Annotated in this window: 24 protein-coding genes and 1 pseudogene; 17 read left to right on the plus strand and 8 right to left on the minus strand. The window is 53.9% G+C overall.

From position 1 onward, the window contains the following. Positions 1 to 27 precede the first annotated feature (27 nt). The 5 genes and pseudogenes from H924_RS03355 to lcpA form a co-directional block, all read right to left on the minus strand. Positions 28 to 391, minus strand: a pseudogene (locus tag H924_RS03355) (SRPBCC domain-containing protein). Positions 392 to 472: 81 nt separating this feature from the next. Next, positions 473 to 1,747 carry an ABC transporter substrate-binding protein gene (locus H924_RS03360; RefSeq protein WP_015650551.1) on the minus strand — a complete coding sequence of 425 codons (1,275 nt, stop codon included), beginning with the start codon at positions 1,745 to 1,747 and terminating at the stop codon, positions 473 to 475. Between the two features lie 135 nt (positions 1,748 to 1,882). Beyond that, positions 1,883 to 2,887 carry an ABC transporter ATP-binding protein gene (locus H924_RS03365; RefSeq protein WP_015650552.1) on the minus strand — a complete coding sequence of 335 codons (1,005 nt, stop codon included), beginning with the start codon at positions 2,885 to 2,887 and terminating at the stop codon, positions 1,883 to 1,885. Positions 2,888 to 2,940: 53 nt separating this feature from the next. Beyond that, complete coding sequence (locus H924_RS03370; protein ID WP_015650553.1) at positions 2,941 to 3,591, minus strand: TIGR03089 family protein; 651 nt, start codon at positions 3,589 to 3,591, stop codon at positions 2,941 to 2,943. A 117-nt stretch (positions 3,592 to 3,708) separates the two neighbouring features. Then, on the minus strand, positions 3,709 to 5,286 hold the full coding sequence (gene lcpA / locus H924_RS03375) for an arabinogalactan--peptidoglycan ligase LcpA (RefSeq protein ID WP_015650554.1): 1,578 nt from the start codon (positions 5,284 to 5,286) through the stop codon (positions 3,709 to 3,711). A gap of 400 nt (positions 5,287 to 5,686) precedes the next feature. Between lcpA and H924_RS03380 the strand changes: the two genes are divergently transcribed. The 3 genes from H924_RS03380 (at position 5,687) to H924_RS03390 (ending at position 8,663) form a co-directional block, all read left to right on the plus strand. Continuing rightward, the gene (locus H924_RS03380) at positions 5,687 to 6,562 is read left to right on the plus strand and encodes a glycosyltransferase family 2 protein (protein WP_029703482.1); all 876 of its coding nucleotides are present in this window, start codon (positions 5,687 to 5,689) and stop codon (positions 6,560 to 6,562) included. A gap of 283 nt (positions 6,563 to 6,845) precedes the next feature. After that, positions 6,846 to 7,934, plus strand: coding sequence for a mannose-1-phosphate guanylyltransferase (locus H924_RS03385; RefSeq protein WP_015650556.1), 1,089 nt, complete (start codon positions 6,846 to 6,848; stop codon positions 7,932 to 7,934). 414 nt (positions 7,935 to 8,348) lie between these two features. Next, positions 8,349 to 8,663, plus strand: a complete 315-nt coding sequence (locus H924_RS03390; protein ID WP_015650557.1) for a WhiB family transcriptional regulator — start codon at positions 8,349 to 8,351, stop codon at positions 8,661 to 8,663. A gap of 53 nt (positions 8,664 to 8,716) precedes the next feature. Here H924_RS03390 and H924_RS03395 read toward each other — a convergent pair whose 3' ends face one another. After that, on the minus strand, positions 8,717 to 9,175 hold the full coding sequence (locus tag H924_RS03395; RefSeq protein ID WP_015650558.1) for a metallopeptidase family protein: 459 nt from the start codon (positions 9,173 to 9,175) through the stop codon (positions 8,717 to 8,719). 94 nt (positions 9,176 to 9,269) lie between these two features. Here H924_RS03395 and H924_RS03400 point away from each other — a divergent pair, with 94 nt between their 5' ends. The 4 genes from H924_RS03400 (at position 9,270) to manA (ending at position 13,373) form a co-directional block, all read left to right on the plus strand. Further along, complete coding sequence (locus H924_RS03400) at positions 9,270 to 9,671, plus strand: DUF3499 domain-containing protein (RefSeq protein ID WP_015650559.1); 402 nt, start codon at positions 9,270 to 9,272, stop codon at positions 9,669 to 9,671. Between the two features lie 69 nt (positions 9,672 to 9,740). Next, the gene (locus tag H924_RS03405; RefSeq protein WP_015650560.1) at positions 9,741 to 11,117 is read left to right on the plus strand and encodes a phosphomannomutase/phosphoglucomutase; all 1,377 of its coding nucleotides are present in this window, start codon (positions 9,741 to 9,743) and stop codon (positions 11,115 to 11,117) included. Between the two features lie 72 nt (positions 11,118 to 11,189). Next, positions 11,190 to 12,188, plus strand: coding sequence for a hypothetical protein (locus H924_RS03410; RefSeq protein ID WP_015650561.1), 999 nt, complete (start codon positions 11,190 to 11,192; stop codon positions 12,186 to 12,188). Then, positions 12,189 to 13,373, plus strand: coding sequence for a mannose-6-phosphate isomerase, class I (gene manA, locus H924_RS03415; RefSeq protein WP_015650562.1), 1,185 nt, complete (start codon positions 12,189 to 12,191; stop codon positions 13,371 to 13,373). It abuts the gene before it with no gap. Between the two features lie 75 nt (positions 13,374 to 13,448). Here manA and H924_RS03420 read toward each other — a convergent pair whose 3' ends face one another. After that, entirely contained in the window at positions 13,449 to 14,204 is a 756-nt protein-coding gene (locus H924_RS03420) for a hypothetical protein (RefSeq protein WP_015650563.1), read from the minus strand. 271 nt (positions 14,205 to 14,475) lie between these two features. Between H924_RS03420 and H924_RS03430 the strand changes: the two genes are divergently transcribed. From H924_RS03430 to secA, 9 genes are all read left to right on the plus strand, one after another. Next, positions 14,476 to 14,829 carry a hypothetical protein gene (locus H924_RS03430; protein ID WP_015650565.1) on the plus strand — a complete coding sequence of 118 codons (354 nt, stop codon included), beginning with the start codon at positions 14,476 to 14,478 and terminating at the stop codon, positions 14,827 to 14,829. A 108-nt stretch (positions 14,830 to 14,937) separates the two neighbouring features. Beyond that, positions 14,938 to 16,374 (plus strand): adenosylhomocysteinase, encoded by a 1,437-nt coding sequence (gene ahcY / locus H924_RS03435; RefSeq protein WP_015650566.1) that lies wholly within the window; start codon positions 14,938 to 14,940, stop codon positions 16,372 to 16,374. Further along, a complete protein-coding gene (locus H924_RS03440; RefSeq protein WP_015650567.1) occupies positions 16,374 to 16,985 on the plus strand; it encodes a dTMP kinase in 612 nt (203 codons plus the stop codon). Before ahcY ends, H924_RS03440 begins: the two co-directional genes overlap by 1 nt. Positions 16,986 to 17,009: 24 nt before the next feature. Next, the gene (gene mtrA, locus H924_RS03445) at positions 17,010 to 17,690 is read left to right on the plus strand and encodes a two-component system response regulator MtrA (RefSeq protein WP_015650568.1); all 681 of its coding nucleotides are present in this window, start codon (positions 17,010 to 17,012) and stop codon (positions 17,688 to 17,690) included. 49 nt (positions 17,691 to 17,739) lie between these two features. Continuing rightward, positions 17,740 to 19,377 carry an MtrAB system histidine kinase MtrB gene (gene mtrB, locus H924_RS03450; RefSeq protein ID WP_052160416.1) on the plus strand — a complete coding sequence of 546 codons (1,638 nt, stop codon included), beginning with the start codon at positions 17,740 to 17,742 and terminating at the stop codon, positions 19,375 to 19,377. Beyond that, positions 19,374 to 21,068, plus strand: coding sequence for an MtrAB system accessory lipoprotein LpqB (lpqB, locus tag H924_RS03455; protein ID WP_015650570.1), 1,695 nt, complete (start codon positions 19,374 to 19,376; stop codon positions 21,066 to 21,068). Before mtrB ends, lpqB begins: the two co-directional genes overlap by 4 nt. Continuing rightward, positions 21,068 to 21,658: a ComF family protein gene (locus H924_RS03460; RefSeq protein WP_029703471.1), complete on the plus strand. Its 591-nt coding sequence runs from the start codon at positions 21,068 to 21,070 to the stop codon at positions 21,656 to 21,658. Before lpqB ends, H924_RS03460 begins: the two co-directional genes overlap by 1 nt. A 142-nt stretch (positions 21,659 to 21,800) precedes the next feature. After that, complete coding sequence (hpf, locus tag H924_RS03465) at positions 21,801 to 22,475, plus strand: ribosome hibernation-promoting factor, HPF/YfiA family (protein WP_015650572.1); 675 nt, start codon at positions 21,801 to 21,803, stop codon at positions 22,473 to 22,475. A 125-nt stretch (positions 22,476 to 22,600) separates the two neighbouring features. Continuing rightward, on the plus strand, positions 22,601 to 25,138 hold the full coding sequence (gene secA / locus H924_RS03470) for a preprotein translocase subunit SecA (RefSeq protein WP_015650573.1): 2,538 nt from the start codon (positions 22,601 to 22,603) through the stop codon (positions 25,136 to 25,138). Here secA and H924_RS14520 read toward each other — a convergent pair. After that, positions 25,135 to 25,377, minus strand: a complete 243-nt coding sequence (locus tag H924_RS14520; RefSeq protein WP_245533894.1) for an Rv3235 family protein — start codon at positions 25,375 to 25,377, stop codon at positions 25,135 to 25,137. The genes secA and H924_RS14520 overlap by 4 nt on opposite strands. 223 nt (positions 25,378 to 25,600) lie before the next feature. Between H924_RS14520 and H924_RS03480 the strand changes: the two genes are divergently transcribed. Next, on the plus strand, positions 25,601 to 26,044 hold the full coding sequence (locus H924_RS03480) for an HAD family hydrolase (protein ID WP_282101773.1): 444 nt from the start codon (positions 25,601 to 25,603) through the stop codon (positions 26,042 to 26,044). Position 26,045 lies beyond the last annotated feature (1 nt).

The following is a 26,045-nucleotide window of genomic DNA, read 5'->3' on the forward strand; positions in this document are numbered from 1 at the left end:
TATTAGGTCAAATAAGCCCAACCGAGGCTATTTATAAAAACCTTCACGCAGGTTGATGCCATATTCCAGCCAGGCTTTCAGTGATTGTCAGCTTGGTGCGGGTTTTTTCGTCGATAGGCGCAAACTCAAAGGTGACGGTATGCAGATCGCCTTCCTCGCCCCACAACAACTCAATCTTTTCGGCCTCGGTAGCCTGCACGACCTGGACTGGGAAGGCACCGGGGAAGTCGGCAAAATCCCAGGTCACGGTATCACCGCTGATTAAGCGCCCGCGGGCGCCACCGGTGGTGAAATAGCGTGAAAGTTGCTCGGGATTAGCGATAGCTTCATAGACGTCTGCGGGTGGGCGGGCGATGAAACCGAAGGTGGAGGTGGAGAATTCCGAGGGCATGAGGTTCCTTTGATAACTAAAACTCCGGCCACCAAATGCGGAATAAGGTAACCGGAGCTTGTTAAACGTGAAGGGAAAGGCCTAGCTGGAGGCGTTTTCGATGGCTGCCTTCATATCAGCGGTCGCTTTATCTACATCGGCGGTGCCATTAAGCGCTGCATAAGCGTTGTCCTGGATTGCCTTGGAGATTGCAGGGTAGAAAGGAGAAACTGGGCGTGGAGCTGCGTTTTCCAAAGACTGCTTGAGTGCTGGCAGGTATGGGTACTTCTCAACCAAAGCCTCGTCATCGTAGATGGACGCGAGAACTGGCGGGAAGGAAGCATCAGCGAAGGAGGTCTGGTTTTCCTCGTTGATGATGAACTCGATGAAGTCACGGGCGGTTGCCTTGTGCTCAGAGTTGATGTTGATGCCGTTGTTGTAACCACCGAGGGTGGAAACGCCTACGCCGTCTTGGCCAACCAGGGGCTGGACCTCAAATTTACCGGCGGTTGCTGCTGCTTCTTCAGCGTTGGTGAACATATATGGCCAGTTGATGGCATATGCGGTCTTGCCTTCGGTGAAGGCAAGGTTGGTTTCTTCTTCGGTTGCTGCAAGGGAAGCCTGGGAGATGGTGCCATCGCCGAAGCCATCAACCATTGCCTGGATGCCAGCCTTGGATTCTGCACTGTCAACGGTGACGGCGCCGGAATCATCAAGGACGCTGCCGCCCCAGCCTTCGATAAATCCGATGGTATTTACGGCCAAGCCTTCGTACTGCTTGAGCTGGGTGGTGAGGCAGTCAACATTGGCGGTCTTTGCCATGTCACAGGATGCAACCAGGTCAGCCCAGTTTGCGGGAGCTTCCGGGATGATCTCGGTGTTGCGGAAAAGCAACTGGCCATTGGTGTTCTGTGGGAGCGCGTAGAGGGTGTCATTGTAGGTAGCGGATTCCACGGTGGATTCCAGCAGACCGGAGGTGTCTACTTCCAAGTCACCGGTCAGCGGTGCGAGCCACTGGTTGGCTGCAAAGTCGGCGGTCCAGATGACATCAAGTGCCATGACGTCATAGTCAGCATTGCCCGCCTGCAGGGACTGCACCAGGGTTTCGCGCTGGGCGTCGGCCTCGCCGGCAAGTTCGTTGAGAGTTACCTGCTCATCGGGGTGTGCTGCATTCCAGCGTTCAATAACCGGAACCAGTTTGTCGGTGTCGTTTTTACCCATCGCAAAAGTGATGGGGCCGCGGCTGTCTGCGCCTTCGGTGGCGCTGGAGGTTGCGGAATCAGAGCTGGAATCGGAGCTACACCCGGCCAAAGCGATCGCTGCGAGCAGGGTGGTGGCAGCGAGTGAGGCGCCGGTCTTGCGGGAAAATGTGGACATAGGGAAGTCACCTTTCTTTGCAACAGTTGACTTCAATCTAATGACTTAGAACACTATTTGTCAGCGTTTTAATGTGAATCACCCCCACAAGGGAGCAAATAAAGGCGCTTTTCGACGCCGCCCTCAGTGTGGGAGCTAATTTAAGCGTTCCCCGCTCACCGGATCGAAACGGTGTGCGGTAGCGGGGTCGTAGGCAAATTTCAGCGGAGTGCCAGGGGATGGAACCGGCCCCTCAGGCCAGCGGGAAACCAGGCGATTGCCCTGCCAGGTGGCATAAACATAGGATTCTGAGCCGAGTTCTTCCACAATGTCCACCACCACATCAATGGTGGTAAATCCGGCGGGCAGGGTGTCGGTGGCAATCATCATATGTTCTGGTCGTACACCTAAAGTGGCGCCCTCTGCAGGGAAGAGGTTCATAGCAGGGGAACCTATAAATCCGGCAACAAATGAGTTGATGGGGGCGTCGTAAAGCTCCCTAGGTGGTGCGACCTGCTGCAGTAACCCGTCCTTCAAAACCGCAACCCGGTCGCCCATGGTCATGGCTTCTACCTGGTCGTGGGTGACATACACGGTGGTGGTGCCCAGGCGGCGCTGTAGCGCTGCCACCTCAGCGCGGGTTTGCACACGCAATTTGGCATCAAGGTTGGATAGGGGTTCATCCATAAGAAAGACCTTGGGATTACGAACCAGCGCGCGACCCATGGCCACACGCTGGCGCTGACCGCCGGACAGATCCTTCGGTTTACGATCCAAAAACTCAGTCAAACCCAGGATCTCTGCAGCTTCTTTGACCTTCTTATCGATCTCAGCTTGGGGAGTTTTGGCCAATTTCAGGGCAAAGCCCATATTCTTAGCCACCGACATATGAGGATAAAGCGCATAATTTTGAAAAACCATGGCGATGTCTCGATCTGCAGGTTCTTGCGAGGTGACATCCTTGCCATCAATTTTAATGCTGCCCGATTCCACATCCTCCAGGCCAGCGAGCGCGCGCAAAGTGGTGGATTTACCACAACCGGAGGGTCCCACCAATACCAAAAACTCGCCATCGGCGATGTCTAGGTCCAGTTCATGGACAGTGGCGCGCTCCGCGCCGGGGTAGCGGATTGTAACCTTGTCAAATGTGACCGTTGCCATGGTCAACTAGATTACTAGCTCTGTGCCACATTTGTGGCAAGAAGTGAATAAAGCTAGAGACGCATGCTCACTTTTTCATTGGTAGCAATCTGCTCCAGGCGCTCAGCGGTGGTCAGACCTGCAACAATTACTACCGAACCACCAACGGCTAGAGGCTCTAAAACCTGGGTATCAAATTCTGCACGATCCTTCCAACCGGTGGACAAAACGCGGGAACCGGCGGGCAACTCAGAGCTAATCAGTTCCGGCAATGCGCGCGTGGGATGGAAGAATTGATCGCCATAAAAACGCACTGTGGGGCCAAAATCGATGGCGCCATTAGGCAATTCACCGCCACTTTCAACAACGCCACGACCAAAAGGATCCTCGCTGACAATCAGCACATCACTATGGCCCTCATACTGGGAAAATCTATCAAGGGAGGTAAAGATGGCATCTGCTTCGGGATCATCAAAAGAGACCTCAACGCCAGTTGCTAAAGCGCCGAGCATAATCATTGCGGCCTGCCAGCTCACCGGCAAATCAATGGTGATGAGCGATCCTTCTTCCAGATCCAATTCCTCAAGGAGCATATTGCCAACCTTGGACGCCCAGTTATCAAGTGTGATGGCGGAGAAATCCAAACGCGCACCCGTGGACTCGTTATAAACAGTAAAACGAGGGGAGGCAGGATCAAGAGCAAGCAAGTGGGAGAGAAGTTCCATAAACACAAGCCTAAATAAAAGCTAGAGATTGTGCTTAAAGGGGGTTTAAGTCTTTGAAAACGCCAAACCCCGCAGCCCACGGTGGTGGGATGCGGGGAGGCGTCGAAAAGCGGGGTTTTAGTTAACACAACGGGGACCGTCGCCACCAGCATCGAACTCGGGGCTTTCAATCGGCTCGCCGACATCCGCGCCGGGCTGGCCCACAGCGGTGGTTTCTTCGGCAGCGTTGGCAACAGCGGTTGGGCCTGCGTAATCGCCAGCAGAGACGACGATGACGGTGTTGTCATCGAGGGAAGAATTCACTGCAATCGGCAGTCCGCCGAGAGCTTCAGAAATAGCCATTGCCTGGGCATTGTCTGCCTCTGCGGCAAGCACCTGGGATTCGTAGTAGACGCCCTCGGTAGCGTTGCCAGTTTCAGCGATGGTGTAACCCTGCTCCTCCAAGAAAGCTGCAATCCCGCTGGCCAGGCCCTCGGTATAAGAGGAGTTCAGAACGTGAACTTCAGTATCGGCCTTGGCAGTGTCTTCTGCCGGAGCGGCTGATTCCTCGGTGTTTTGCCCCGCGTTCTCCTCTGGAGCGGGCTCCTCAGTGCCGAGCGCATCCTCAAAGAAAGTGTGCACCTGCTTCACATCAACAGTGACCACAGACTCGCCATAGTCGCCCACGCCATCAATAGAGGTCACTGGAATGGTGCTGAAGGAAACGTTGCCGCCTGCGAGGTTTTGCAGCTGGGTGGCAAAGCCCATGACATCCCAGCCATCATCGATAATGACCGAACGCATGACAGCATCAGCAAGCGCGTTGAGCTTGGAAGGATTGGTCAAAGTGCCAGAAGAAAGAACCTGGTTAACCAAAGAAGCCATATAAGACTGCTGGCGCACAATGCGGTCAAGGTCGCCGCGGGGGAGATCGTGACGCTGACGCACATAAGAAAGCGCATCGGAGCCACCTAAGGTCTGGCGACCAGCAGGGAAGTTAGCGCCGGAGAGAGGCTCATCAACCGCGTTGTTCAAACACACCTCCACGCCGCCGACAGCATCGGTCAGCAGCACAAATCCCAGCAGACCAATTTCTGCGTAGTGGTCAACGGTGACGCCGGTCAGATCAGAAACAGCATTAATAAGGCCTTCGCGGCCGGATTCCTTAGCACGGGTTTCCATCTCCGCGTCTGCGCTTGCGCCTTCCTCAGTCAACTCCGTAATGCGGGCATCTTTATAAGCGCCATACACACCGTTGATCTTCATGTTGCCGTATTCCTCATCGTGAATATAGGTATCACGGGGAATGGAAACGGCAGTGGCAGAAGAACCATCGTTGGGAACACGGATCACCATGATGGTGTCAGTGTTGTCATTTTCCTCATCACCAGCGCGCAGCATGGCAAGTTCATCATCAGACAGAGCATTGCCCTGCGCATCAGAACGGGAATCTGAACCAACCAGCAAAATATCGGTAGCGCCATCAGCAGCCTCACCATCTTTGACGCCGGAACCGCCGCCGAGGGAAAGGTTGCCGGCGTTAGCGACATCGCCAACCTTGCCGACGGCAAAATAACCGAGCCCAGAAACCAGCAACACCAGCACAGAGAGGAAGGCAATGATGCTTCTTAGTGCGGGGTGGCCTGCTTGTTTGGTGGATTGAACAGCCACCGGTGCTGCTTGAATATCCCGGACGGGGCGGTACTTTTCGGTCACGAGGTGCAAACCCTTCGAGGATGGTTCGTGGCGGAGGCTTATTAATTTCAGGTCGCTGTTTCCGAGCTGGAGCTGTGCTGGCCGCTTGCTGCTGCTTGCTGCTGCTGGCTGTTGCCTGCAGTTGCTTGCGACTGCTTGTGGCTGCTTGTGGCAGGGGGACTGCTGCAAGTTTCTGCAGCAGGGGTCTGCTGACTAGCTGAGGCACTGCGCCGGATCGGAAAAGTTTCCTAAAAAGGTCACCGCTTAAAGATGTACAGATGGCGTGAAAAGTTCACTGTTTAGTGATTCTAAGGCAAATAGGAGGGATTTCCTTAACGCTTGTCGGGAGTGGCAGGTACTTCTTTGGACAACCACCCATTAAGCTCTAGTGGCTGTGAGCAATTCTAAACCACCCATCGCCGTGATTACTGTGACGTATTCGCCAGGTAAGTACCTAGATTCCTTCCTGGATTCACTGCCTGATGCAACCGATCGCGACACTCTAGTGATCATGGCTGACAACGGATCCGTGGACGGCGTGCCCGAACAAGCTGCACAGGAACGCGAGGGCGTTGAGTTTCTGCCCACTGGTGGCAACCTTGGCTATGGCACCGCTGTTAACGTGGCTGCTCGTGCGATCAAAGCGCGCCGGGATGCTGGCGAGATTGATGCAGAATACTTCATTCTTTCCAACCCTGATGTGGTTTTTGATGCGGGCTCTATTGATGAACTCATCAATTGTGCGCAACGCCACCCCAAATCCGGCTCGATTGGTCCGCTGATCCGTGAAGCCGATGGCTCCGCCTATCCTTCCGCTCGTGCGGTGCCCACTTTGGCAAATGGAATTGGACACGCTTTGTTGGGCTCGGTGTGGAAATCCAATCCTTGGTCTGCGGCCTACCGTGATGATCACGATATGGAAAGCGAGCGCACCGTCGGCTGGCTCTCTGGCTCCTGCCTATTGATCAAGTGGGATGCTTTTGATCAGATCGGTGGATTTGATGAGCGCTACTTTATGTATATGGAAGATGTCGATCTTGGCGATCGATTGTCTCGAGCAGGATTTGAAAATATCTTCTGCCCTCAAGCTCAGATCGTGCACGCCAAGGGCCATGTTGCAGGCAAGAACCCAGAGCACATGCTGCCCGCACACCATGAAAGTGCCTACCGCTTCCAAGCCGATCGGCTTTCTGCACCGTGGCAGGCGCCGATCCGTTTGGCACTGCGTGTTGGTTTGAAAGCCCGTGCTGCGGTTGCAGTGGGTGTGGCTAAAGCCAAAAACCGAATCGCAAACTAGAGCAGACTTGATATTCGGAATATATGCTTAATAGCTAATTGAAGATTGTTGCGGATTCTTTAGGGGTTGGGTTCGGCTCCTCTTGCCCGGTGCAGTGCCAGATTTTGGGAGATACTAACCTTTAATCAAACTATTTATATGTGGCTACATCTCTTCCCCAATGGGGGAGGAGTGATCACACAGTTGTGAAACTTTTCCAATTAAAAGTTTTTGCAGATCCCGCAACATAGCTTTGAGTTTTTTTAAACACTGTCTACATCCAAGAAAGTGAACAATAGGAAATATGACATCCTCCGAAAACAGCGTGAATGTTGATGCCGTCATCCTGGTAGGTGGCAAGGGCACTCGTTTGCGTCCGCTGACTGTCAACACTCCAAAGCCAATGTTGCCAACTGCTGGCTATCCTTTCCTCTCTCATCTTTTGGCGCGCATCCAGGCAGCCGGCATCAAGCATGTGGTGTTGGGTACCTCTTTTAAGGCTGAGGTTTTTGAGGCGTATTTCGGCGATGGTTCCGAGATGGGCTTGGAAATTGAATATGTAGTGGAGGATAAGCCACTGGGTACCGGTGGTGGTATCCGCAATGTCTATGAAAAGCTGCGCCACGATACCGCCATCGTCTTTAATGGCGATGTGCTTTCCGGTGCTGACCTCGGCCAGATCCTGGAGACCCACCGCACCAAAGAGGCCGATCTGACCATGCACCTGGTGCGCGTAGAAAATCCGCGCGCCTTCGGTTGTGTGCCAACCGACGCAGATGGCCGAGTAAACGCTTTCTTGGAAAAGACCGAGGATCCACCAACCGACCAGATCAATGCTGGTTGTTATGTTTTTAATAAGCAATTGATTGCTGATATTCCAGCGGGCCGTGTGGTCTCCGTAGAGCGCGAGACTTTCCCACAGTTGCTCGCCGAGGGCAAGCGCGTCTTTGGCCACGTGGATACTTCCTACTGGCGCGATATGGGAACCCCGGATGATTTTGTCCGCGGCTCCGCCGACCTCGTGCGCGGCATCGCATATTCCCCCTTGCTTGAGGGCAAGACCGGAGAGGCGCTTATCGACGCCTCCGCTGGTGTGCGTGACGGTGTGATTTTGGTGGGCGGCACCGTAGTTGGCCGCGGTACTGAAATTGGAGCGGGCTGCCGCCTCGATAACACTGTGGTCTTTGATGGCGTGACCATCGAGCCGGGTGCTTCAATTGAAAACTCCATCATTTCCTCCGGTGCACGGATCGGTGCCAATGCTCGAGTATCTGGCTGTGTCATCGGCGAGGGTGCTCATGTTGGTGCTCGTTGTGAGCTCAATGCCGGAATGCGTGTTTTCCCAGGAGTTGTTATTCCTGATGGAGGCATCCGCTTTTCCTCTGATCAATAAGAGTTTTTAGGGGCTAAAAGCCCAGTCTGCACCAAGTGCCCGCCACCTGTTTTGTCAGGTTTGAGCGGGCATTTTGCATTTGGCATTACCTATTGAAATGTGGGATAGCGTCTGTACTAGAATCAATTGAACACGCCGATATAGTGTTAAATTGGTGCCAAAGTTTATTCCCACCACAAGATATAGTACCCCCACAAATCACCCCTAAGGGCCGAGTTTTGTGACTGGTGGTAATAGTGTGATTTAAACAAGGTAAGTTTCATTGATTTTCGCGATAACGGTTGACGGCTTTACCTAAGCGCGTGTGTAATCACTATTAAGTAAGAAACAGCTAAGAAACTAGACCCGCTCGGGATCAACGACGCCCGATGGGAACAGACTTACATGGCCTGGAAAGTGAGAGGGGGGCGAGGCATGGAAGATTCAGCAGGCAATACTTCTGCAAAAAACCACGGAGTTCAGACTCGCACCGCACTGGAAATGACTTTAGATGATCTGTTCGGCGCGGTAGAGCAAGAATGGCAGGAACAGGCGCTGTGTGCGCAGACCGATCCGGAGGCATTCTTCCCTGAAAAGGGTGGCTCCACGCGTGAAGCAAAGCGTATTTGCCAGGCGTGTCCAGTACAGGACGAATGCCTGGAATTTGCGTTGGAACATGATGAACGCTTTGGCATTTGGGGCGGACTATCAGAGCGTGAACGTCGCAGGCTTAAGCGCAATGTTTCCTAAAATTTCACACATTTTGATCGCGGGTTTCCCTCAGGGAGCCCGCATTTTTATGTTTAAAGGTCTTGGAATCCAGGATCAATATCGCGGGGATCAATATTGAGATAGTTGGCCACCAAAGAGGTCAGCACATGGGTAAGCAAATCCAGGCGCTCACTGGCATTGGTGGTGCGTTGCTCGATCGGCATCCGGAAAATTACGATGCGCGCACGAGTGGGATTGCCTTTGGAATCGATGGCAGGGGGAATCACTCGTCCCAAAGGGACGGGGCCATCGGCGGTGATCTCATCGGGCAGAATCGACATATCGGCGCTAAGACGCATGCGCGGCACGGTGTCTACCGCGATATCTAAATTGCTGAGCTCGCGCTGGTAGGCACCATAAAGTGGGGCATAGGCCTCAAGGACGGCGCGGTCAAAAACTTTTCGACGAGAAGCATAACGGCGAACTTCACTGGGCAATAGTGGTCCGCGCAACCCGCGACCGTGCCTATTTCGAAAAGTTCTGGTGTGCATGGAAATAAATTCTAAGTAGTGTGAGCTGCAAAAAGTCGGAGACTCGCCGAATAGAACTGTCCAAACCTCAACCAAAGGTCTAAACTTTGGCCTCGTGAGTCAGTTTCGTCGTTGTTCCCGCCCCGGTTGTGGCAAGCCCGCCGTTGCCACCCTCACCTATGCCTACTCGGAGTCCACTGCGGTGGTCGGCCCCTTGGCCCCTGCTGCAGAACCCCATAGCTGGGACCTCTGCGAGCACCATGCTGCGCGCATTACTGCGCCACTTGGTTGGGAGATGCTGCGGGTCAATGACATCAGCATGGATGATGATGAAGATCTCACTGCCTTGGCACAGGCAGTGCGTGAAGCCGGCCGAAATGCCAGTGGTTTGATCTCCTCCGAAGATGAAGTGGGTGGAAACCACCCAGTCAATCGTTCGGCTCGGGTAGCGGAACAGCGGGTGCACCGAAAGGGTCACCTCTACGTTGTCCCTGATCAAGAGGATCTTTCAGAGTAACTTTTCGGGAACCTTGCACAAAAGCGTAGAATAGCCAAGATTATTGTGCTCTCTACCTGGTGAGGATCTATGCGTACCCGTGAATCAATAACTGCCGTTATCAAAGCTTATGATGTCCGTGGAGTAGTTGGCGTTGATATTGACGCTGACTTCATCCGCGAGACCGGTGCGGCATTTGCTCGCCTCATGCACAGCGAAGGTGAAACCACCGTGGCAGTAGGCCATGACATGCGCGATACCTCCCCTGAGCTCTCCCGTGCTTTCGCAGAGGGTGTTACCTCCCAGGGCCTTGATGTTGTGCTTTTGGGACTCACCTCCACCGATGAGCTCTACTTTGCTTCCGGCACCTTGGAATGCGCCGGTGCAATGTTCACCGCCTCCCACAACCCAGCTGAGTACAACGGCATCAAGCTGTGCCGCAAGGGTGCGCGCCCAGTTGGCCAGGACTCTGGTCTGGCTACCATCATTGATGATCTTGAAGCTGGAATCCCAGCATTTGAGGGTGCTACCGGCACCATTACGGAAAAAGATCTGCTGCAGGCATACTCCGATTACCTCAATGAGCTCGTTGACCTCAAGGGCATTCGTCCTCTTAAAGTTGCTGTGGATGCTGCCAACGGTATGGGTGGCTTCACTGTTCCTGAGGTTTTCAAGGGTCTGCCTTTGGAGATCGCACCTTTGTACTTTGAACTTGATGGTTCCTTCCCTAACCATGAGGCAAACCCACTAGAGCCAGCCAACTTGGTAGATCTGCAGAAGTTCACCGTGGAAACCGGTTCTGATATCGGACTAGCCTTCGACGGCGATGCTGACCGCTGCTTTGTGGTGGATGAAAAGGGCCAGCCTGTAAGCCCATCTGCAATTTGTGCCATTGTGGCGCAGCGCTACTTGCAGAAGCTGCCCGGCTCCACCATCATTCACAACCTGATTACCTCTAAGGCAGTGCCTGAGGTCATCGCGGAAAATGGTGGCAAGGCAGTACGTACCCGCGTGGGCCACTCCTTTATTAAGGCAAAGATGGCAGAAACCGGTGCGGCCTTTGGTGGCGAGCACTCTGCACACTATTACTTCACTGAGTTCTTTAACGCCGATTCCGGCATCTTGGCGGCAATGCACGTACTCGCAGCACTGGGCACCCAGGACAAGCCACTGAGCGAAATGATGGCGGAGTACAACCGCTACTACGCTTCCGGTGAGCTCAACTCCCGCTTGGCAAATGCGGAGGCTCAAAAAGAACGCACCGAGGCAGTGCTTGCAGCTTTTGCTGATCGCACCGAATCGGTTGACACCCTCGATGGTGTCACCGTAGAGCTCAAGGGCACCCCTGCCTGGTTTAACGTGCGTGCTTCCAACACCGAGCCTTTGCTGCGCCTCAACGTTGAGGGCACCTCTGAGCAAGAGGTGGCAGAGCTGGTTGAGGAGATCTTGGGCGTAATCCGCGCTTAAGTTTTTACCCCCAAAGCAGACACTGCGGGAATTGCCTATCCTTTAGGTTAACGAAGGAGAGGATTGATTCCCGTGGTGGATTCCTTTTATGACGGCTCGCCCTATGATCAAGAGACCGTCCGATTTTATGATGTCGCCCTGGAAGGGGCTCAAGTTCGACTTATTGGCAGCTTTGTTGAGGAGGGTGGATTTAGCACCCTGGAAGGCCTCAAGCCACGCAGTGTGGTGATTTTAGGCAAGGGTGAAATTGCGCGCAGCTGTGCCCGTTTAGTGGAAGCTTTACATGCGCCTTTGCGCCAGCCTTTGGTGATTACAGCCACCTTGCCTAGTTATATCGGCGCCCTTGATGTGCTGGTGGTGGTTACTGATGATGGTGGAGATGAAGAGGCCCTCAAGGCTCTTATCACGGCGTCACAACGTGGTGTGACCAGCATTTTATTAGGTCCCTCAGTTGGCCCCTTAATTGAGGAAGTCCCCGCAGATACCATCGTCCCACCCACGTTGCCCACCGCTGCGGGCCTTTCGCCCGCCCGCGTTGTGGCGTCGATAAGCACAATTATTGATCTTTTTGCTGAGGATCCGCATATTGTGGCCGCGCGATTGGAACATGTGGCCGGATATGTGGATGAGGAAATTGAGGCACTTTCGCCAGAACGTGATGAACTTGTAAATCCAGGCCGAATGTTGCGTAATTGGGCGGAAGGCCATCGTGTGATTCACAGCGGCGTTTCCGAGCTTGGGTTAGCAATAGCCAACGTTATGGCCCCTTTGTGGAGTCGGCGCGGTCTGATATCCGGAGCTTTGGACTATCCCGAATTGGTTGTTTCCTTGCCGGATTTGCGTGGGGATCAAAGCGGGGAACACGATATTTTTTATGACCCATTCCTAGATGACACTCCAGAAGTGGTACCGTTTAGGGCTGTTGTCTGGGCCGCAGATGAGCCCGGAATTCCCGATGCCATGGCGCAACAATGCGATGGGCCTGGCAAAGGGCCGCTAGCCTCCGCACTGCGCTTATTAGCGCGCGGACAGGCAGCCACTACTTATTCGGTTAAGGAAAAGGATTTGTAAATGGAGCTATTGGACGGCTCGCTACGTGCCTACCCCTGGGGCTCACGCACCCTTATTGCGGAGCTCAAGGGTGAAGATGCCCCGGCAGCCCGCCCCGAAGCAGAAATTTGGTTCGGCGCGCACCCCGGCTCACCTTCAACCGTTAATGGTGTTGCCCTGGATCGCGTGATTGCAGAAAATCCCGAGGCTGCCCTCGGTGCTCGCGTGGCAGAAAAATTCGCCGGGGAATTGCCATTCCTGCTTAAGATCTTGGCAGCCGATGCACCACTTTCTTTGCAGGCACATCCTTCTTTGGAACAAGCCCGCGAAGGTTTTGCGCGTGAGAACGCTGCTGGCATTAACGTAGATGCGCCCGATCGCAATTACCGCGATCCAAACCACAAGCCAGAGCTCATCGTTGCGCTCACGGACTTTAATGCCATGGCAGGTTTCCGTCCTTTGGCTCGTACCTTGGCCATTTTTGATGTTTTGGCCTGCGAGGAACTTAACCGTTATCGCAGTATGCTCACGGTTTCTAATGAAGCAGAATCGCTGCGTGCGCTTTTTACCACGTGGATTACCATCCCAGTATCCAAGCGCCATGAGCTAATTAATGCTTTGATGAGCGCTGCTCAAATTTATTGCGATTCAGCCGATGCGGATCCAGAACTCGTGGCAATTTTGCGCAATGTCATGGATTTGAATGATCGTTACCCGGGCGATGTGGGAGTTTTGGGCGCGCTTTTGCTCAACTACTACCAGCTCAAGCCAGGCGAAGCCCTCTATTTGGACGCCGGAAACCTGCACGCTTATGTCAGCGGCCTTGGCGTTGAAATCATGGCCAACTCCGATAACGTACTGCGCGGCGGTTTGACCTCCAAGTACGTTGATGTGCCTGAATTGGTGCGTGTGTTGAACTTCAATTCTTTGGCGGATGCATCTGTTGTCCCTGAGCCAAAGGGCGATGAAATCCACTATGAAGTGCCAATTGATGAGTTCCAGCTCGATCGCCTTGATGTAGCCGGTGCTGCTCGCGCGGATCATGATGGCCCCATGATTGTGCTGTGCACCGCAGGTCACGCAACCTTACAATGCGGGGATAACACAGTAGAGCTAACTCCAGGTACCGCGGCTTGGGTCCCAGCTTCTGACCCCGAGGTGGCAGTATCCGCTGAGAGCGCCGAGCTTTTCCTCGCCCGCGTATAAAAACTTTTAAACGCTTGTCGACGGCGCCCCCTGTGGGTGCCACCCAATAAACCCAGCTAAGTGCTGGGTTTATTTTTATGGGGCAGTAGGTTCGGGGGAGAGCTGATTCGGATTCAGCGGAGCCGTTGGCTCTTCCACAAATTCCGTTGCCGGAGCTTCCGTTTGGGTAGGGGAAGTTACCGGATCGCTCGTCTCAGGGGTTGTTGTTTCCACTGGGGTAATCGACGTCTCTGGAGTGGTGGGATCTTCTGGATCGCTGGTCTCTGGAGTATCAGTAGGAACTGGTTCGACCGGAGTTACCGGATCCACCGGTGAAGGCTGTGTTTCCACTGGCGGCACCGTGACATTTGGCACCGTGGTACTCGGAGGGGTTGCGCTATCTCGTGGGGAACCAGAATCGCCAGGTACTTGGCTAGGTGCTGTAGCTGCGGTGGATGGCAACTGCGCGTTGGTACCAGGTTGAGCAGCTGCGCTGGTCGCATTTGGCTCAGTAGGCTCATAATTCGTGCCCTCACCATTGAGATTGGTGTTTGGGGTGCCTGCCTGATTTCCCCCTGGACGCACATAGGCATTCGGAGGAAGATAAGGATCAGCAGTATCAATCGCTGCCAGAGTTTGATTTTTCAAGTCTGGTGCCTGGGCGGGAGTCTCTGTCTCACCTGGGGAATCAAAATGTGCAAGCGTTTGGGTGGTAGACGTAGTGGGAGACATGGCAATATCAGTGGTGAGTCGGCTGGGGCTCGAAGATTTCCAGACGATCACACCCAAAACGGTGGCAGCAAGACAGCCAACAACGATGAAGGTGAGAACTTTTAAAGTCTCAGATTTCAACGTGATTCGCCTCCATAGGTGATTGGTTGTCTTAAAAGTAAAGTAACAAGTTAATAACAAACGCTAGCATGTCTTGGCAGTATTGGATAGGCCTATAGGGAAAACCGCAGGTAAAAGCCATGCTTGCGCTGTCGGCCTTGCTGTTAGCAAACTGAGATTTCTCAGCTTTCTGCTTTGATAGGGTATCGGCAGAAAATCTCTGAAACTGCGCGCATAAACTAACAATCCGCATAAGGTTTTTTCTAAGAAGTTTTTTAAGAAAGGTCATGAAATGGGTGCATGGGACGATGCAATTCTCACTGAGGAAATCAACGTAGATTTCCTTGATGAAATTGCAGAGCTAGATACCGACGACATCGTTGAAGCTCTCGAAGATGCTTGTTTGCTGATTATCAACCAGGACAAGGCCACTGAGGATGAAATCCTTAATGGTCAGGCAGCCGCCACCATCGGCGCCATCATCTACGGCGCACCATATTCCGCCGGCCAGGTACTGGAAAGTTACCCCTTCATTCGTGAGCTCATCGGCGAGGGTTCTGAGACCCTGCGCGCAGCAGCAGCTCGTGTGTTGGAAGAAGCCGATGTGGAATATGACCTCGAGGCTTATTTGGAAGCCCTCAACTAAAAGCGCCGCCTTTGGGCAATAGAGCGCAACGCAGGTGGCACGCCCAAGCCAGGTAGAGTAGGGCGCGTCGAAAGTTTTTCTCATTTTCTTTAAGGAGCACGCCAGGATATGGCTACGGTTAAGGACTTCAAGGTCGCCGATCTTTCCCTCGCAGAAGCAGGTCGTCACCAAATTCGCCTCGCAGAATACGAAATGCCAGGTTTGATGCAGCTGCGCAAGGAGTATGCAGAGGAGCAGCCATTGAAGGGTGCCCGCATTGCAGGCTCCATCCACATGACTGTCCAGACCGCCGTGCTTATCGAAACCCTCACCGCACTAGGTGCAGAGGTTCGTTGGGCATCCTGCAATATCTTCTCCACTCAGGATGAAGCTGCTGCTGCCATTGTTGTTGGTGAAGGTACCGTCGAAGATCCACAGGGTGTCCCAGTATTTGCTTGGAAGGGTGAATCCCTGGAGGAATACTGGTGGTGCATTAACCAGATCTTCAGCTGGGGCGAAGAGCTTCCAAACATGATCCTTGATGATGGCGGCGACGCCACCATGGCTGTTATTCGTGGCCGCGAATATGAAAAGGCCGGCATCGTTCCACAGCCTGAGTCCAATGACTCCGATGAGTACATTGCATTCTTGGGCATGCTGCGCGAGGTTTTGGCAGCAGAGCCAGGCAAATGGGACAAGATTGCAGAGTCCGTTAAGGGCGTTACCGAGGAAACCACCACCGGTGTGCACCGCCTCTACCACTTTGCAGAAGAAGGCGTTTTGCCTTTCCCAGCAATGAACGTCAACGACGCTGTCACCAAGTCCAAGTTTGATAATAAGTACGGCACCCGCCACTCCCTGATCGATGGCATCAACCGTGCTACCGACATGCTCATGGGTGGCAAAAACGTCCTCGTCTGCGGTTATGGCGATGTGGGCAAGGGTTGCGCTGAGGCATTTGACGGCCAGGGCGCTCGCGTGAAGGTCACCGAAGCTGACCCAATTAACGCACTGCAGGCACTTATGGACGGTTTCTCCGTGGTCACCGTTGATGAGGCAATTGCAGACGCCGATATCGTGATCACCGCGACCGGTAACAAGGACATCATTTCCTTTGAGCAGATGCTGCAGATGAAGGATCACGCACTGCTGGGCAACATTGGTCACTTTGATAATGAGATCGATATGCACTCCTTGCTGCACCGCGATGACGTTATCCGCACCACCATCAAGCCACAGGTTGATGAGTTCACCTTCTCCACCGGTCGTTCCATCATCGTGCTTTCTGAAGGCCGTTTGCTGAACCTTGGCAACGCCACCGGACACCCATCCTTCGTGATGTCCAACTCCTTCGCTGACCAGACCATCGCTCAGATTGAGCTCTTCCAAAACGATGGCCAGTATGAGAATGAGGTCTACCGTCTGCCAAAGATCCTCGATGAGAAGGTCGCACGCATCCACGTTGAAGCTCTTGGTGGCAAGCTCACCGAGCTCAGCAAGGAGCAGGCAGAATACATCGGCGTTGATGTAGCTGGCCCATACAAGCCGGAGCACTACCGCTACTAATGATTGTCAGCATTGAAGGCATCGATGGTGCCGGTAAAAACACCCTGGTGCGCGCCCTCACCGAAAAAATCGAGGCACAAGTCCTAGCGTTTCCACGTTATGAAACCTCGATCCACGCGCAATTGGCCAATGAGGCCTTGCATGGGCGCATGGGCGATTTAACCGATAGCGCCTATGGCATGGCCACGCTTTTTGCGCTGGACCGCCATGGCGCCCTCGAGCAGTTAAACGCCCCCGGGTTGTTGTTACTCGACCGCTATGTTGCCTCCAATGCGGCATATACCGCCGCTAGATTGCTTGACGACGCCGCCACGCAGTGGGTGGCTGAGCTTGAATTCGGCCGGCTAGGTTTGCCGCGCCCAGCGCTCCAAGTGTTGTTAGATACCCCCGCTGAGCTGGCCCAGGAAAGAGCAAAACGTCGAGAAGCACTCGATGCCGCGCGCACCCGGGACCGTTATGAATCCGACTCCGGGTTACAGGAGCGCACCGCTGCGCAATATCGCCGCTTAGCGGCGCAGAACTGGCAATCACCCTGGATCGTGGCTGCCCCCGAGGAAGATCCCGGCCAAGTTGCCACAAGAATCATCGAGTTCCTGGGTAGTATTAAATAACCCCGACTAGCTGGAAGGTATCTCATGCCGCAGAAAATTCTCGTCGTTGATGATGATCCCGCAATCTCAGAAATGCTCACCATCGTGCTCAGCGCCGAAGGTTTTGACACCGTTGCCGTCACCGACGGAGCGCTCGCTGTAGAAACCGCCGTGCGTGAGCAACCCGATCTCATCCTGCTTGACCTGATGCTGCCCGGCATGAACGGTATTGATATCTGCCGCTCCATCCGCCAAGATTCCGCCGTTCCAATCATCATGCTCACCGCCAAAACCGACACTGTTGACGTGGTGCTCGGTTTGGAATCCGGTGCCGATGACTATGTGAACAAGCCATTTAAGGCAAAGGAATTGGTAGCTCGAATCCGAGCTCGCCTGCGTGCCACCGTCGAAGAACCCGGTGAAATCCTCGAGGTCGGGGATCTTTCGATTGACGTCCCGGGACATACCGTCAAGCGTGGCGAGGAAGAAATCTCCCTCACTCCGCTGGAATTTGATCTGCTTTTGGAGCTTGCTCGCAAGCCACAGCAGGTATTCACTCGCGAAGAGCTGCTGGGCAAGGTGTGGGGCTACCGCCATGCTTCTGATACACGCTTGGTAAATGTGCATGTGCAGCGTTTGCGCGCCAAGATTGAAAAGGATCCGGAAAACCCTCAAATTGTGCTCACCGTACGAGGCGTAGGATATAAAACCGGACATAACGACTAATACCTGGATATAAGAGGGGCAGTTTCCCATTTTGACCTGGCTTAAGCGACTGCGAAATCGCTTTGTAGATAAATGGCGCACCTCTTTGCAGGTACGTGTACTTGGATCGATCTTCACCGCCTCAGCGATTGTGATGATCCTCCTTGGACTCGGCATGCTGACGGTTTTCACCCAGCGTTTGGTCGATCAAAAAATTGACATTGCCAATTCCGAGATCGACCGCGCCCGCGTGATTGTGGAAAATCAAATCACCGCATCTGGCGCCTCAAGCTCATTGCAAGTTCGAGTGAACTCCGCGCGCGCCGCCCTTTCCAGCTTGGGCAATGGCGGGGGAGCAGAAGTTAATGCTGCCTATGACGCCGTGGTGCTGGTTAATAGTGATGAAGTAGTGGTCTCACCAGAGGGCTATCGCATTCCCGAACGACTGCGCTATTTTGTCTCCCAAGATCAAGTGTCCTACCAATTTGCCACCATCGATCAAGGTGATGGATCTTCTTATAATGCCCTCATTATTGGCACACCCACCGATAGCGATATTCCCAATCTGCAGGTTTATCTAGTCTTCTCCATGGAAAGCGATGAGGCGTCTCTAGCTTTGATGCGAGGACTGCTATCGGCAGCCTTGTTGATCGTGGTGATTTTGCTAGTGGGCATTGCCTGGCTTGCTACCCAACAGGTGACCACGCCGGTGCGCTCAGCGAGCCGAATTGCCGAGCGTTTCGCTCAGGGCAAACTCCGCGAACGCATGGTGGTTGATGGCGAAGATGAGATGGCTCGATTGGCTGTCAGCTTTAACGCCATGGCGGAATCGCTATCTGCGCAGATTACGCAATTGGAAGAATATGGCAATCTGCAACGGCAATTTACTTCCGACGTATCCCATGAACTTCGCACGCCTTTAACAACTGTGCGTATGGCCGCTGATCTTATTGCCGATAGTGAAGATGAGTTGTCTCCAGGAGCTCGGCGCGCCAGCCAGCTGATGAATAGGGAGCTTGATCGATTTGAATCCTTGCTCAGCGATCTGCTGGAAATCTCGCGCCACGATGCCGGAGTTGCGGAGCTCTCCACCGCGGTTCACGATATTCGCATTCCAATCCGCTCTGCCTTAGAGCAGGTTTCGCATTTGGCTAAAGAGCTTGATGTGGAATTGCAAGTGGATATGCCAGAAGAATCGGTCAATATCAATGGCGATTCCCGCCGCATCGAACGCATTGTGCGCAATCTGCTAGCCAATGCAGTTGATCACTCCAAGGGACATCCAGTGGAGCTGAAATTGCGCGCAACTGAGGAAGCTGTCGCTATCGCAGTAATCGACCATGGCGTGGGCCTCAAGCCAGGTCAAGATGAATTGGTCTTTAACCGTTTTTGGCGAGCAGACCCTTCCCGTGTGCGTCATTCTGGTGGCACTGGTTTGGGATTGGCAATTTCTCGGGAAGATGCAATGCTGCACGGTGGAACTCTTGACGCGGCTGGTACTCCTGGAATTGGCTCAATTTTCCGACTGGTCTTGCCACGTGAACCACAGGGGGATTACCGACGTTCACCCATCGCACTTATCGCTCCAGAAAAACCTTGGGAAGATGAGCCAGCCGTTGATACTGCAGCAGCTGACGCGCCTCAGCCCGCAGTTCAGCCCGCAGTTCAGTCTGCAGCGATAGCAGAGAAGCAGGAGAACACCCCATGAGCAAATTCAAACAAGTGATAGCTACCTTGGCCGTCACTTCCGTGGTTGCCGGATGTTCCACCCTTCCCACTGACACTGACCCACAGGTTTTGCGCTCTTTTAGTGCCACCGACACCACTCAGGAAATTGCAGGTCCTACTCCCGGTCAAGATCCCGATCTACTTTTGCGCGGCTTCTTCTCGGCTGGTGCTTATCCCACGCAACAATATGAGGCAGCTCGCGCTTATCTGACCGAAGCCCGAAAAAAGAGTTGGGATCCAGCGGCCACGTTGCGGGTTGTGGACCGCGTTGATTTAAATACCTTGCCCGGTTCCACCGATGAGGAACGCAAAATTACGATTCGCGGAACTCAAGTGGGAACCTTGGGCAGCGGTGGTGTGTATCTGCCGGAAAATACTGAGTATGAATCCGAGATCACCATGCGGAAAGAAAACGGCGAATGGCGTATCGATGCTTTGCCAGATGGCGTGATCATTGAGAGAAACGATCTGCGTAACCGCTATACCCCACACGATCTCTATTATTTTGATCCTTCCGGCCAAGTGTTGGTGAGCGATCGTCGCTGGATTTTTAATGACACCCAATCGCTCGACACCATCATGATGTCTTTGTTGGTTAGTGGTCCATCCTCAACGATCGCGCCCGGTGTGGTCAATCAACTTGCCAGCGATGCCGCCTTTGTGGGATTAAACAATGGGGAATACCAATTCACCGGTTTGGGCAATCTGGATGATGATGCCCGGCTGCGGTTTGCCGCTCAGGTGGTGTGGACGCTGGCGAATTCTGATATCGGCGGGCCATATACTTTGGTTGCCGATGGTGCGCCTCTGCTAGCGGAATTTCCTTCGCTGACTCTTGATGATGTAGCTGATTACAATCCGCAGGCTTATACCAATACGGTATCCACGCTTTTTGCGCTCAAGGACGGTTCGGTTTCCAGGGTGAGTTCTGGATCGCTCTCACCACTTCCAGGGCAACTGAGTTCTGGTTCGATTGAGTCGATAGCGATTTCTACTTCGGCAAATGTGGCAGCGTCGGTTCGCTCCCGAGGTGAGGAAGCTGTGTTATCGGTTGGCTCGCTGGAAAATACCTCTACTGATGTGTTGACTGCCAAGACAATTACGCGACCAACCTTTGAGTACGAAGCTACGGCCTTGTGGGCGGTGATTGACGGCGATACTCCTGTCAGAGTCGCACGATCGGCAACAACCGGTGAGTTGGTGCAAAGTGAATCCGAGATCGCCTTGCCACGGGATGTCACCGGCCCGATCTCTGAATTCCAGCTTTCGCGAACCGGAGTGCGAGCCGCAATGATCGTGGAGGGTCGGGTGTATATCGGAGTGGTAACTCGGCCAAGTCCAGGGGAGCGACGCATCAGCAATGTCATTGAAGTCGCGCCAACTTTGGGCGAGACCGCGTTGACAGTTTCTTGGCGACCAGATGGATCGCTGTTGGTGGGCACTTCGATTCCCGAAACACCGATCTGGCGCGTCGAGCAAGATGGTTCGGCGATTACGTCTTTGCCGAGCGGAAACCTCAATGCGCCGGTGGTATCGGTGGCAAGTTCGGCGACAGCCGTTTATGCCACGGATGCGCATGCGATGCTGCAATTGCCGGCGTCCGATGATGATATTTGGCGCGAGGTACCGGGGCTGTTGGGTTCGCGAGCCGCGCCAGTGGTTGCGCACTAATGGAATTATTGCTGCCGCGAGAATGCGCCGGGTGTGGGGCCCCGGGCGCTTCGCTGTGCAGTTCTTGCCAATATGTGTGGCGCACACCCCCTAAAAGGGTAGGGGTGGCAGTGGATTTTCCGGTGTGGTCTTTGTCGCCCTATGAGGGACCGCATCGCAGCGTTCTTATTGCGATGAAAGAGCGCGGCCGGCGCGACCTTGCCGCTTTTGTGGGGGCGTCGATCGGAGCGTCGATAAGCTATTTGGCCGCCCAGGGAGAAGTGGAACACGATATCACGCTGGTGCCAGCGCCCACTCGCGATGCCTCCCGCCGCCGCCGTGGCGGCGATCCGGTTGAGCGGGTGTGTTCAAAAACGGGCTTTTCGACGTTTCCCTGCTTGAGGATTGCTGCGCGCACACCCGATTCTGTGGGCCAAAGTGCGCAACAGCGAAGGCGCAATATGCGCGTGGAATTATTGCGCCGACCTGCGGTTCCGGTGCTCATTGTGGATGATGTGGTAACAACGGGGGCAACCATTGCAGCATCTGCTGATGTTCTTCGATCAGCAGGAGTGCAGGTCAGAGGAGCGCTAACTTATTGCTACGCGTGATGTGGAGCATAAAATTAGACCCCTATTGGCAATGTGGTTATGACCAGAAGTATCATAGGAAGTGAAGTTGATCGCGTCACCGTAGTAAGAGTAATTCCACTCACACGAAATGCGGTGGCCACAATTGGGAGGAGATGTAGAAGTGACTACACCTGCTGAGAACAACACCCTTAGCCCTGAGACCCAGGTGAGCATCACCGGTCGAAACGTTGAGGTTCCTGATCACTTTGCTGAGCGAGTACATACCAAGCTGGCAAAGATTGAGCGCCTGGACCCAACGTTGACTTTCTTCCACGTTGAACTGCAGCATGAGCCAAATCCTCGTCGTGCAGAGCAAAGTGATCGCATTCAGATCACCGCAACCGGCAAGGGCCACATTGCCCGTGCAGAGGCTAAAGAAGATAGCTTCTATGCAGCACTGGAAACTGCTCTAGCTAAGATGGAGCGCTCTTTGCGCAAGGTCAAGGCACGTCGCAGCATTTCCCGTTCCGGTCACCGCGCACCTTTGGGTGCTGGTGAAGTTGGAGCACAGTTGGTAGCGGAATCCCAGGAACAGCGGGGCGCCGATGACCTAGGTAAGTACGATGTTGATCCTTATGCAGATAAGGTCGAAGATGTCGTACCAGGCCAGATTGTGCGTACCAAGGAGCACCCAGCCACCCCAATGAGTGTTGATGATGCACTTTCTGAGATGGAGCTTGTCGGCCACGATTTCTACCTCTTCGTTAATGAAGAGACCAACCAGCCATCAGTGGTTTACCGTCGCCACGCATTTGATTATGGTTTGATTGCCCTATCGGCAAACGAAGAAGCATAAGCTTCTCCAACATTTACCCGTCGCCTGCAATTCGCAGGCGACGGGTACTGTGTTTTAAGGAACCCTGCGTACAATACAGGTTCGATATCTATTTCCCGTTTCGCTATTAATAAGGACGACTGCTCGTGTTTGGATTGTCCAAGATGCTCCGCGTCGGCGAAGGCCGTGCCGTGAAGCGACTGCATAAGATCGCTGACCAAGTTACCGCTCTGGAAGACCAGATCGAAGAACTCAGCGATGATGAGCTCAAGGCAAAGACAGCCGAGTTCAAGGAACGCCTTGCCGATGGTGCAAGCCTCGATGAGATCTTCTTCGAAGCTTTCGCAGTGGCTCGTGAAGCCTCCTGGCGTGTGTTGGGCCAGAAGCACTACCCAGTGCAAATCATGGGTGGCGCCGCGCTGCACTTTGGCAACGTAGCCGAAATGCGCACCGGTGAAGGCAAGACCTTGACCTGTGTGCTGCCCGCTTATCTCAACGCCTTGGAAGGCAAGGGCGTGCATGTGGTGACGGTAAATGATTACCTCGCCAAGCGCGATGCTGAGATGATGGGCCGTGTACACCGTTTCTTGGGCCTCAGCGTGGGCGTCATCCTTTCTGAGATGCAGCCTGCCGAGCGTCGAGTAGCTTATGCTGCGGACATTACCTATGGCACCAACAATGAGCTGGGCTTTGATTATCTGCGCGATAACATGGCTCGTTCCCTGGGCGATTTGGTCCAGCGTGGACACCACTACGCCATTGTCGACGAGGTTGACTCCATCCTTATCGACGAAGCACGTACCCCGCTTATTATCTCGGGACCAGTTGAAGGCACTTCACCTCACTATGCGACCTTCGCACAGCTGGTTCCACGCATGACCAAAGACGTTCACTATGAAGTAGATGAGCGCAAAAAGACCGTGGGTATCAAGGAAGAAGGTGTGGAATTTGTCGAAGATCAGCTTGGCATCCACAACCTCTACGCCCCAGAGCACTCACAGCTGGTCAGCTTCTTGAACAATGCCATTAAGGCGCAAGAGCTGTTCACTCGCGACAAAGACTATATTGTGCGCAATGGCGAGGTCATGATCGTGGATGGCTTCACTGGCCGTGTGCTGGCAGGGCGTCGCTACAACGAAGGCATGCACCAGGCTATTGAGGCCAAAGAAAAAGTAGAGATCAAAAACGAGAACCAGACGCTGGCCACCGTTACTCTCCAGAACTACTTCCGTCTCTACGACAAGCTTGCTGGTATGACCGGTACCGCAGAAACTGAAGCGGCTGAGCTCCACCAAATTTATAAGCTCAACGTGGTTGCTATCCCAACCAACCGCCCTAACCAGCGTGAAGATCTTACCGACCTGGTCTACAAGACCCAGGAAGCTAAGTTCGCAGCAGTGGTGGACGACATCGCAGAGCGCAGTGAAAAAGGTCAGCCAATTCTGGTTGGTACCGTCTCTGTCGAGCGATCTGAGTATCTTTCCCAGCTGCTGACCAAGCGTGGCATCAAGCACAACGTGCTAAACGCCAAGCACCACGAGCAGGAAGCACAGATCGTCGCCCAGGCAGGTCTGCCCGGAAACGTCACTGTGGCAACCAACATGGCTGGCCGTGGTACTGACATCGTGCTCGGCGGAAACCCTGAAGTCTTGCTAGATATCAAACTTCGAGAGCGCGGACTTGATCCTTTTGAAAACGAAGAGGAATACCAGGCTGCGTGGGATGCTGAGCTGCAGGGCATGAAGGCTCGCTGCGAAGCTCGTGGAGATAAGGTCCGCGAAGCTGGCGGACTTTACGTATTGGGCACCGAGCGCCATGAATCACGCCGTATTGATAACCAGCTGCGTGGTCGTTCTGGCCGTCAGGGCGATCCGGGAGCAACTCGCTTCTATCTCTCAATGCGTGATGACCTCATGGTGCGATTTGTGGGCCCAACCATGGAAAACATGATGAATCGCCTCAACGTGCCAGACGATGTGCCTATCGAGTCCAAGACTGTGACCAACTCCATCAAGGGCGCTCAGGCACAGGTGGAAAACCAGAACTTCGAAATGCGTAAAAACGTGTTGAAGTACGACGAAGTGATGAACGAGCAGCGCAAGGTGATCTACGGCGAACGCCGTGAAATCCTGGAGTCAGCCGATATCTCCCCATATATCCACAACATGATTGAAGAAACCGTGGGCGCATATGTTGATGGCGCGACGGCACATGGTTATGTCGAAGACTGGGATCTAGACAAGCTGTGGAATGCTCTCGATGCACTCTATAGCCCATCTATCACTTGGCAGTCCCTCGTCGAAAGTGATGAGTACGGCAAGCCAGGCGAGCTGAGCGCTCAGGATCTGCGCCAGGCACTGGTTGCTGATGCACAGTCTGAGTACGCAAAACTCGAAGAGGCTGTCTCTGCAATTGGCGGCGAAGCACAGATGCGCAATATTGAGCGCATGGTATTGATGCCAGTTATCGATACCAAGTGGCGTGAGCATCTCTATGAGATGGATTATCTCAAGGAGGGCATCGGCCTGCGCGCGATGGCACAGCGCGACCCACTGGTGGAATACCAAAAAGAGGGTGGCGATATGTTCAACGGTATGAAGGACGGAATCAAGGAAGAAACCGTGCGCCAACTCTTCCTCCTGCGTAAGCAATTTATTAAGCAGGAAGAAAACGCAAACGCTTAAAACACTCGAAAATTAAGCATTTTCCATATGCCGTCCGCTTGTACCAAGCGGGCGGCATATGCCGTTGTACGCGACTGCAAAGAAATGCTGCCACACACCTCAGCTGAGTTTTCAGTCACTTGAATATGACAAGACATGAGTTTCGCCACCTCCGCACCACCTTGCTTCCGGCGGGCGCTGATATGCGCGCGCACCGGGGCGTCGAAACGCTTTGGGTGGAGGTGGGTGACGGGCCGCAACCCATACGCAGAGTCAAGCGCTACGCGTACCAGCGCCGATACCTCGCGGGGGACTGGGATGTGATCGCGCGAGCGAGTGAGAACGGGGTCCGAAACCAGGTATTTAAGATGGGTGAATCCGGGGATTGGAATGAGTATGGCTAATCTCCTTGGGTGCTAAACCCAAGACAAAAGACGTTCCACCCCGAACTGTGCGACAATCAAAACACAGATTGAGACTATTATGTCACGAGAGAAGAAAAAAGAAAGGGAAAAAGTGCGCGGACTAATTGTGGACTATGCCGGAGTTTTAGACGGTACAGATGAGGACCAACGTCGTTGGCGTAACCTCTTGGCAGCAGCCAAGAAAAATGGGGTTGCCACCGCCGTTTTGAGCAACGATCCAGGTGGGCTCGGCGCAGCGCCGATCCGCCAGCTAGAGACCACCGGGGTTGTCGATAAGGTGCTGCTCTCCGGCGAAATCGGAGTAGAAAAGCCAGAAGAGGCAGCTTTCCAGGCCGCCGCGGATGCCATCGACCTGCCCATGCGTGACTGTGTGCTTGTCGACGATTCCATCCTCAACGTCCGCGGTGCGGTCGAGGCTGGACTAGTAGGCGTTTACTACCAGCAATTTGACCGCGCTGTGGTCGAGATTGTCGGACTCTTTGGCCTAGAAGGTGAATTCTAGT

It is taken from the genome of Corynebacterium callunae DSM 20147 (genome assembly GCF_000344785.1).
Lineage (GTDB): Bacteria > Actinomycetota > Actinomycetes > Mycobacteriales > Mycobacteriaceae > Corynebacterium > Corynebacterium callunae.

Coding starts and splice junctions, on each gene's coding strand:
- H924_RS03360 (WP_015650551.1), bottom strand. CDS start 1,747: ATGTCCACATTTTCCCGCAAGACCGGCGCCTCACTCGCTGCCACCACC.
- H924_RS03365 (WP_015650552.1), bottom strand. CDS start 2,887: ATGGCAACGGTCACATTTGACAAGGTTACAATCCGCTACCCCGGCGCG.
- H924_RS03370 (WP_015650553.1), bottom strand. CDS start 3,591: ATGGAACTTCTCTCCCACTTGCTTGCTCTTGATCCTGCCTCCCCTCGT.
- H924_RS03385 (WP_015650556.1), top strand. CDS start 6,846: ATGACATCCTCCGAAAACAGCGTGAATGTTGATGCCGTCATCCTGGTA.
- H924_RS03390 (WP_015650557.1), top strand. CDS start 8,349: ATGGAAGATTCAGCAGGCAATACTTCTGCAAAAAACCACGGAGTTCAG.
- H924_RS03395 (WP_015650558.1), bottom strand. CDS start 9,175: ATGCACACCAGAACTTTTCGAAATAGGCACGGTCGCGGGTTGCGCGGA.
- H924_RS03405 (WP_015650560.1), top strand. CDS start 9,741: ATGCGTACCCGTGAATCAATAACTGCCGTTATCAAAGCTTATGATGTC.
- manA (WP_015650562.1), top strand. CDS start 12,189: ATGGAGCTATTGGACGGCTCGCTACGTGCCTACCCCTGGGGCTCACGC.
- H924_RS03430 (WP_015650565.1), top strand. CDS start 14,476: ATGGGTGCATGGGACGATGCAATTCTCACTGAGGAAATCAACGTAGAT.
- ahcY (WP_015650566.1), top strand. CDS start 14,938: ATGGCTACGGTTAAGGACTTCAAGGTCGCCGATCTTTCCCTCGCAGAA.
- H924_RS03440 (WP_015650567.1), top strand. CDS start 16,374: ATGATTGTCAGCATTGAAGGCATCGATGGTGCCGGTAAAAACACCCTG.
- mtrA (WP_015650568.1), top strand. CDS start 17,010: ATGCCGCAGAAAATTCTCGTCGTTGATGATGATCCCGCAATCTCAGAA.
- lpqB (WP_015650570.1), top strand. CDS start 19,374: ATGAGCAAATTCAAACAAGTGATAGCTACCTTGGCCGTCACTTCCGTG.
- H924_RS03460 (WP_029703471.1), top strand. CDS start 21,068: ATGGAATTATTGCTGCCGCGAGAATGCGCCGGGTGTGGGGCCCCGGGC.
- H924_RS03480 (WP_282101773.1), top strand. CDS start 25,601: ATGTCACGAGAGAAGAAAAAAGAAAGGGAAAAAGTGCGCGGACTAATT.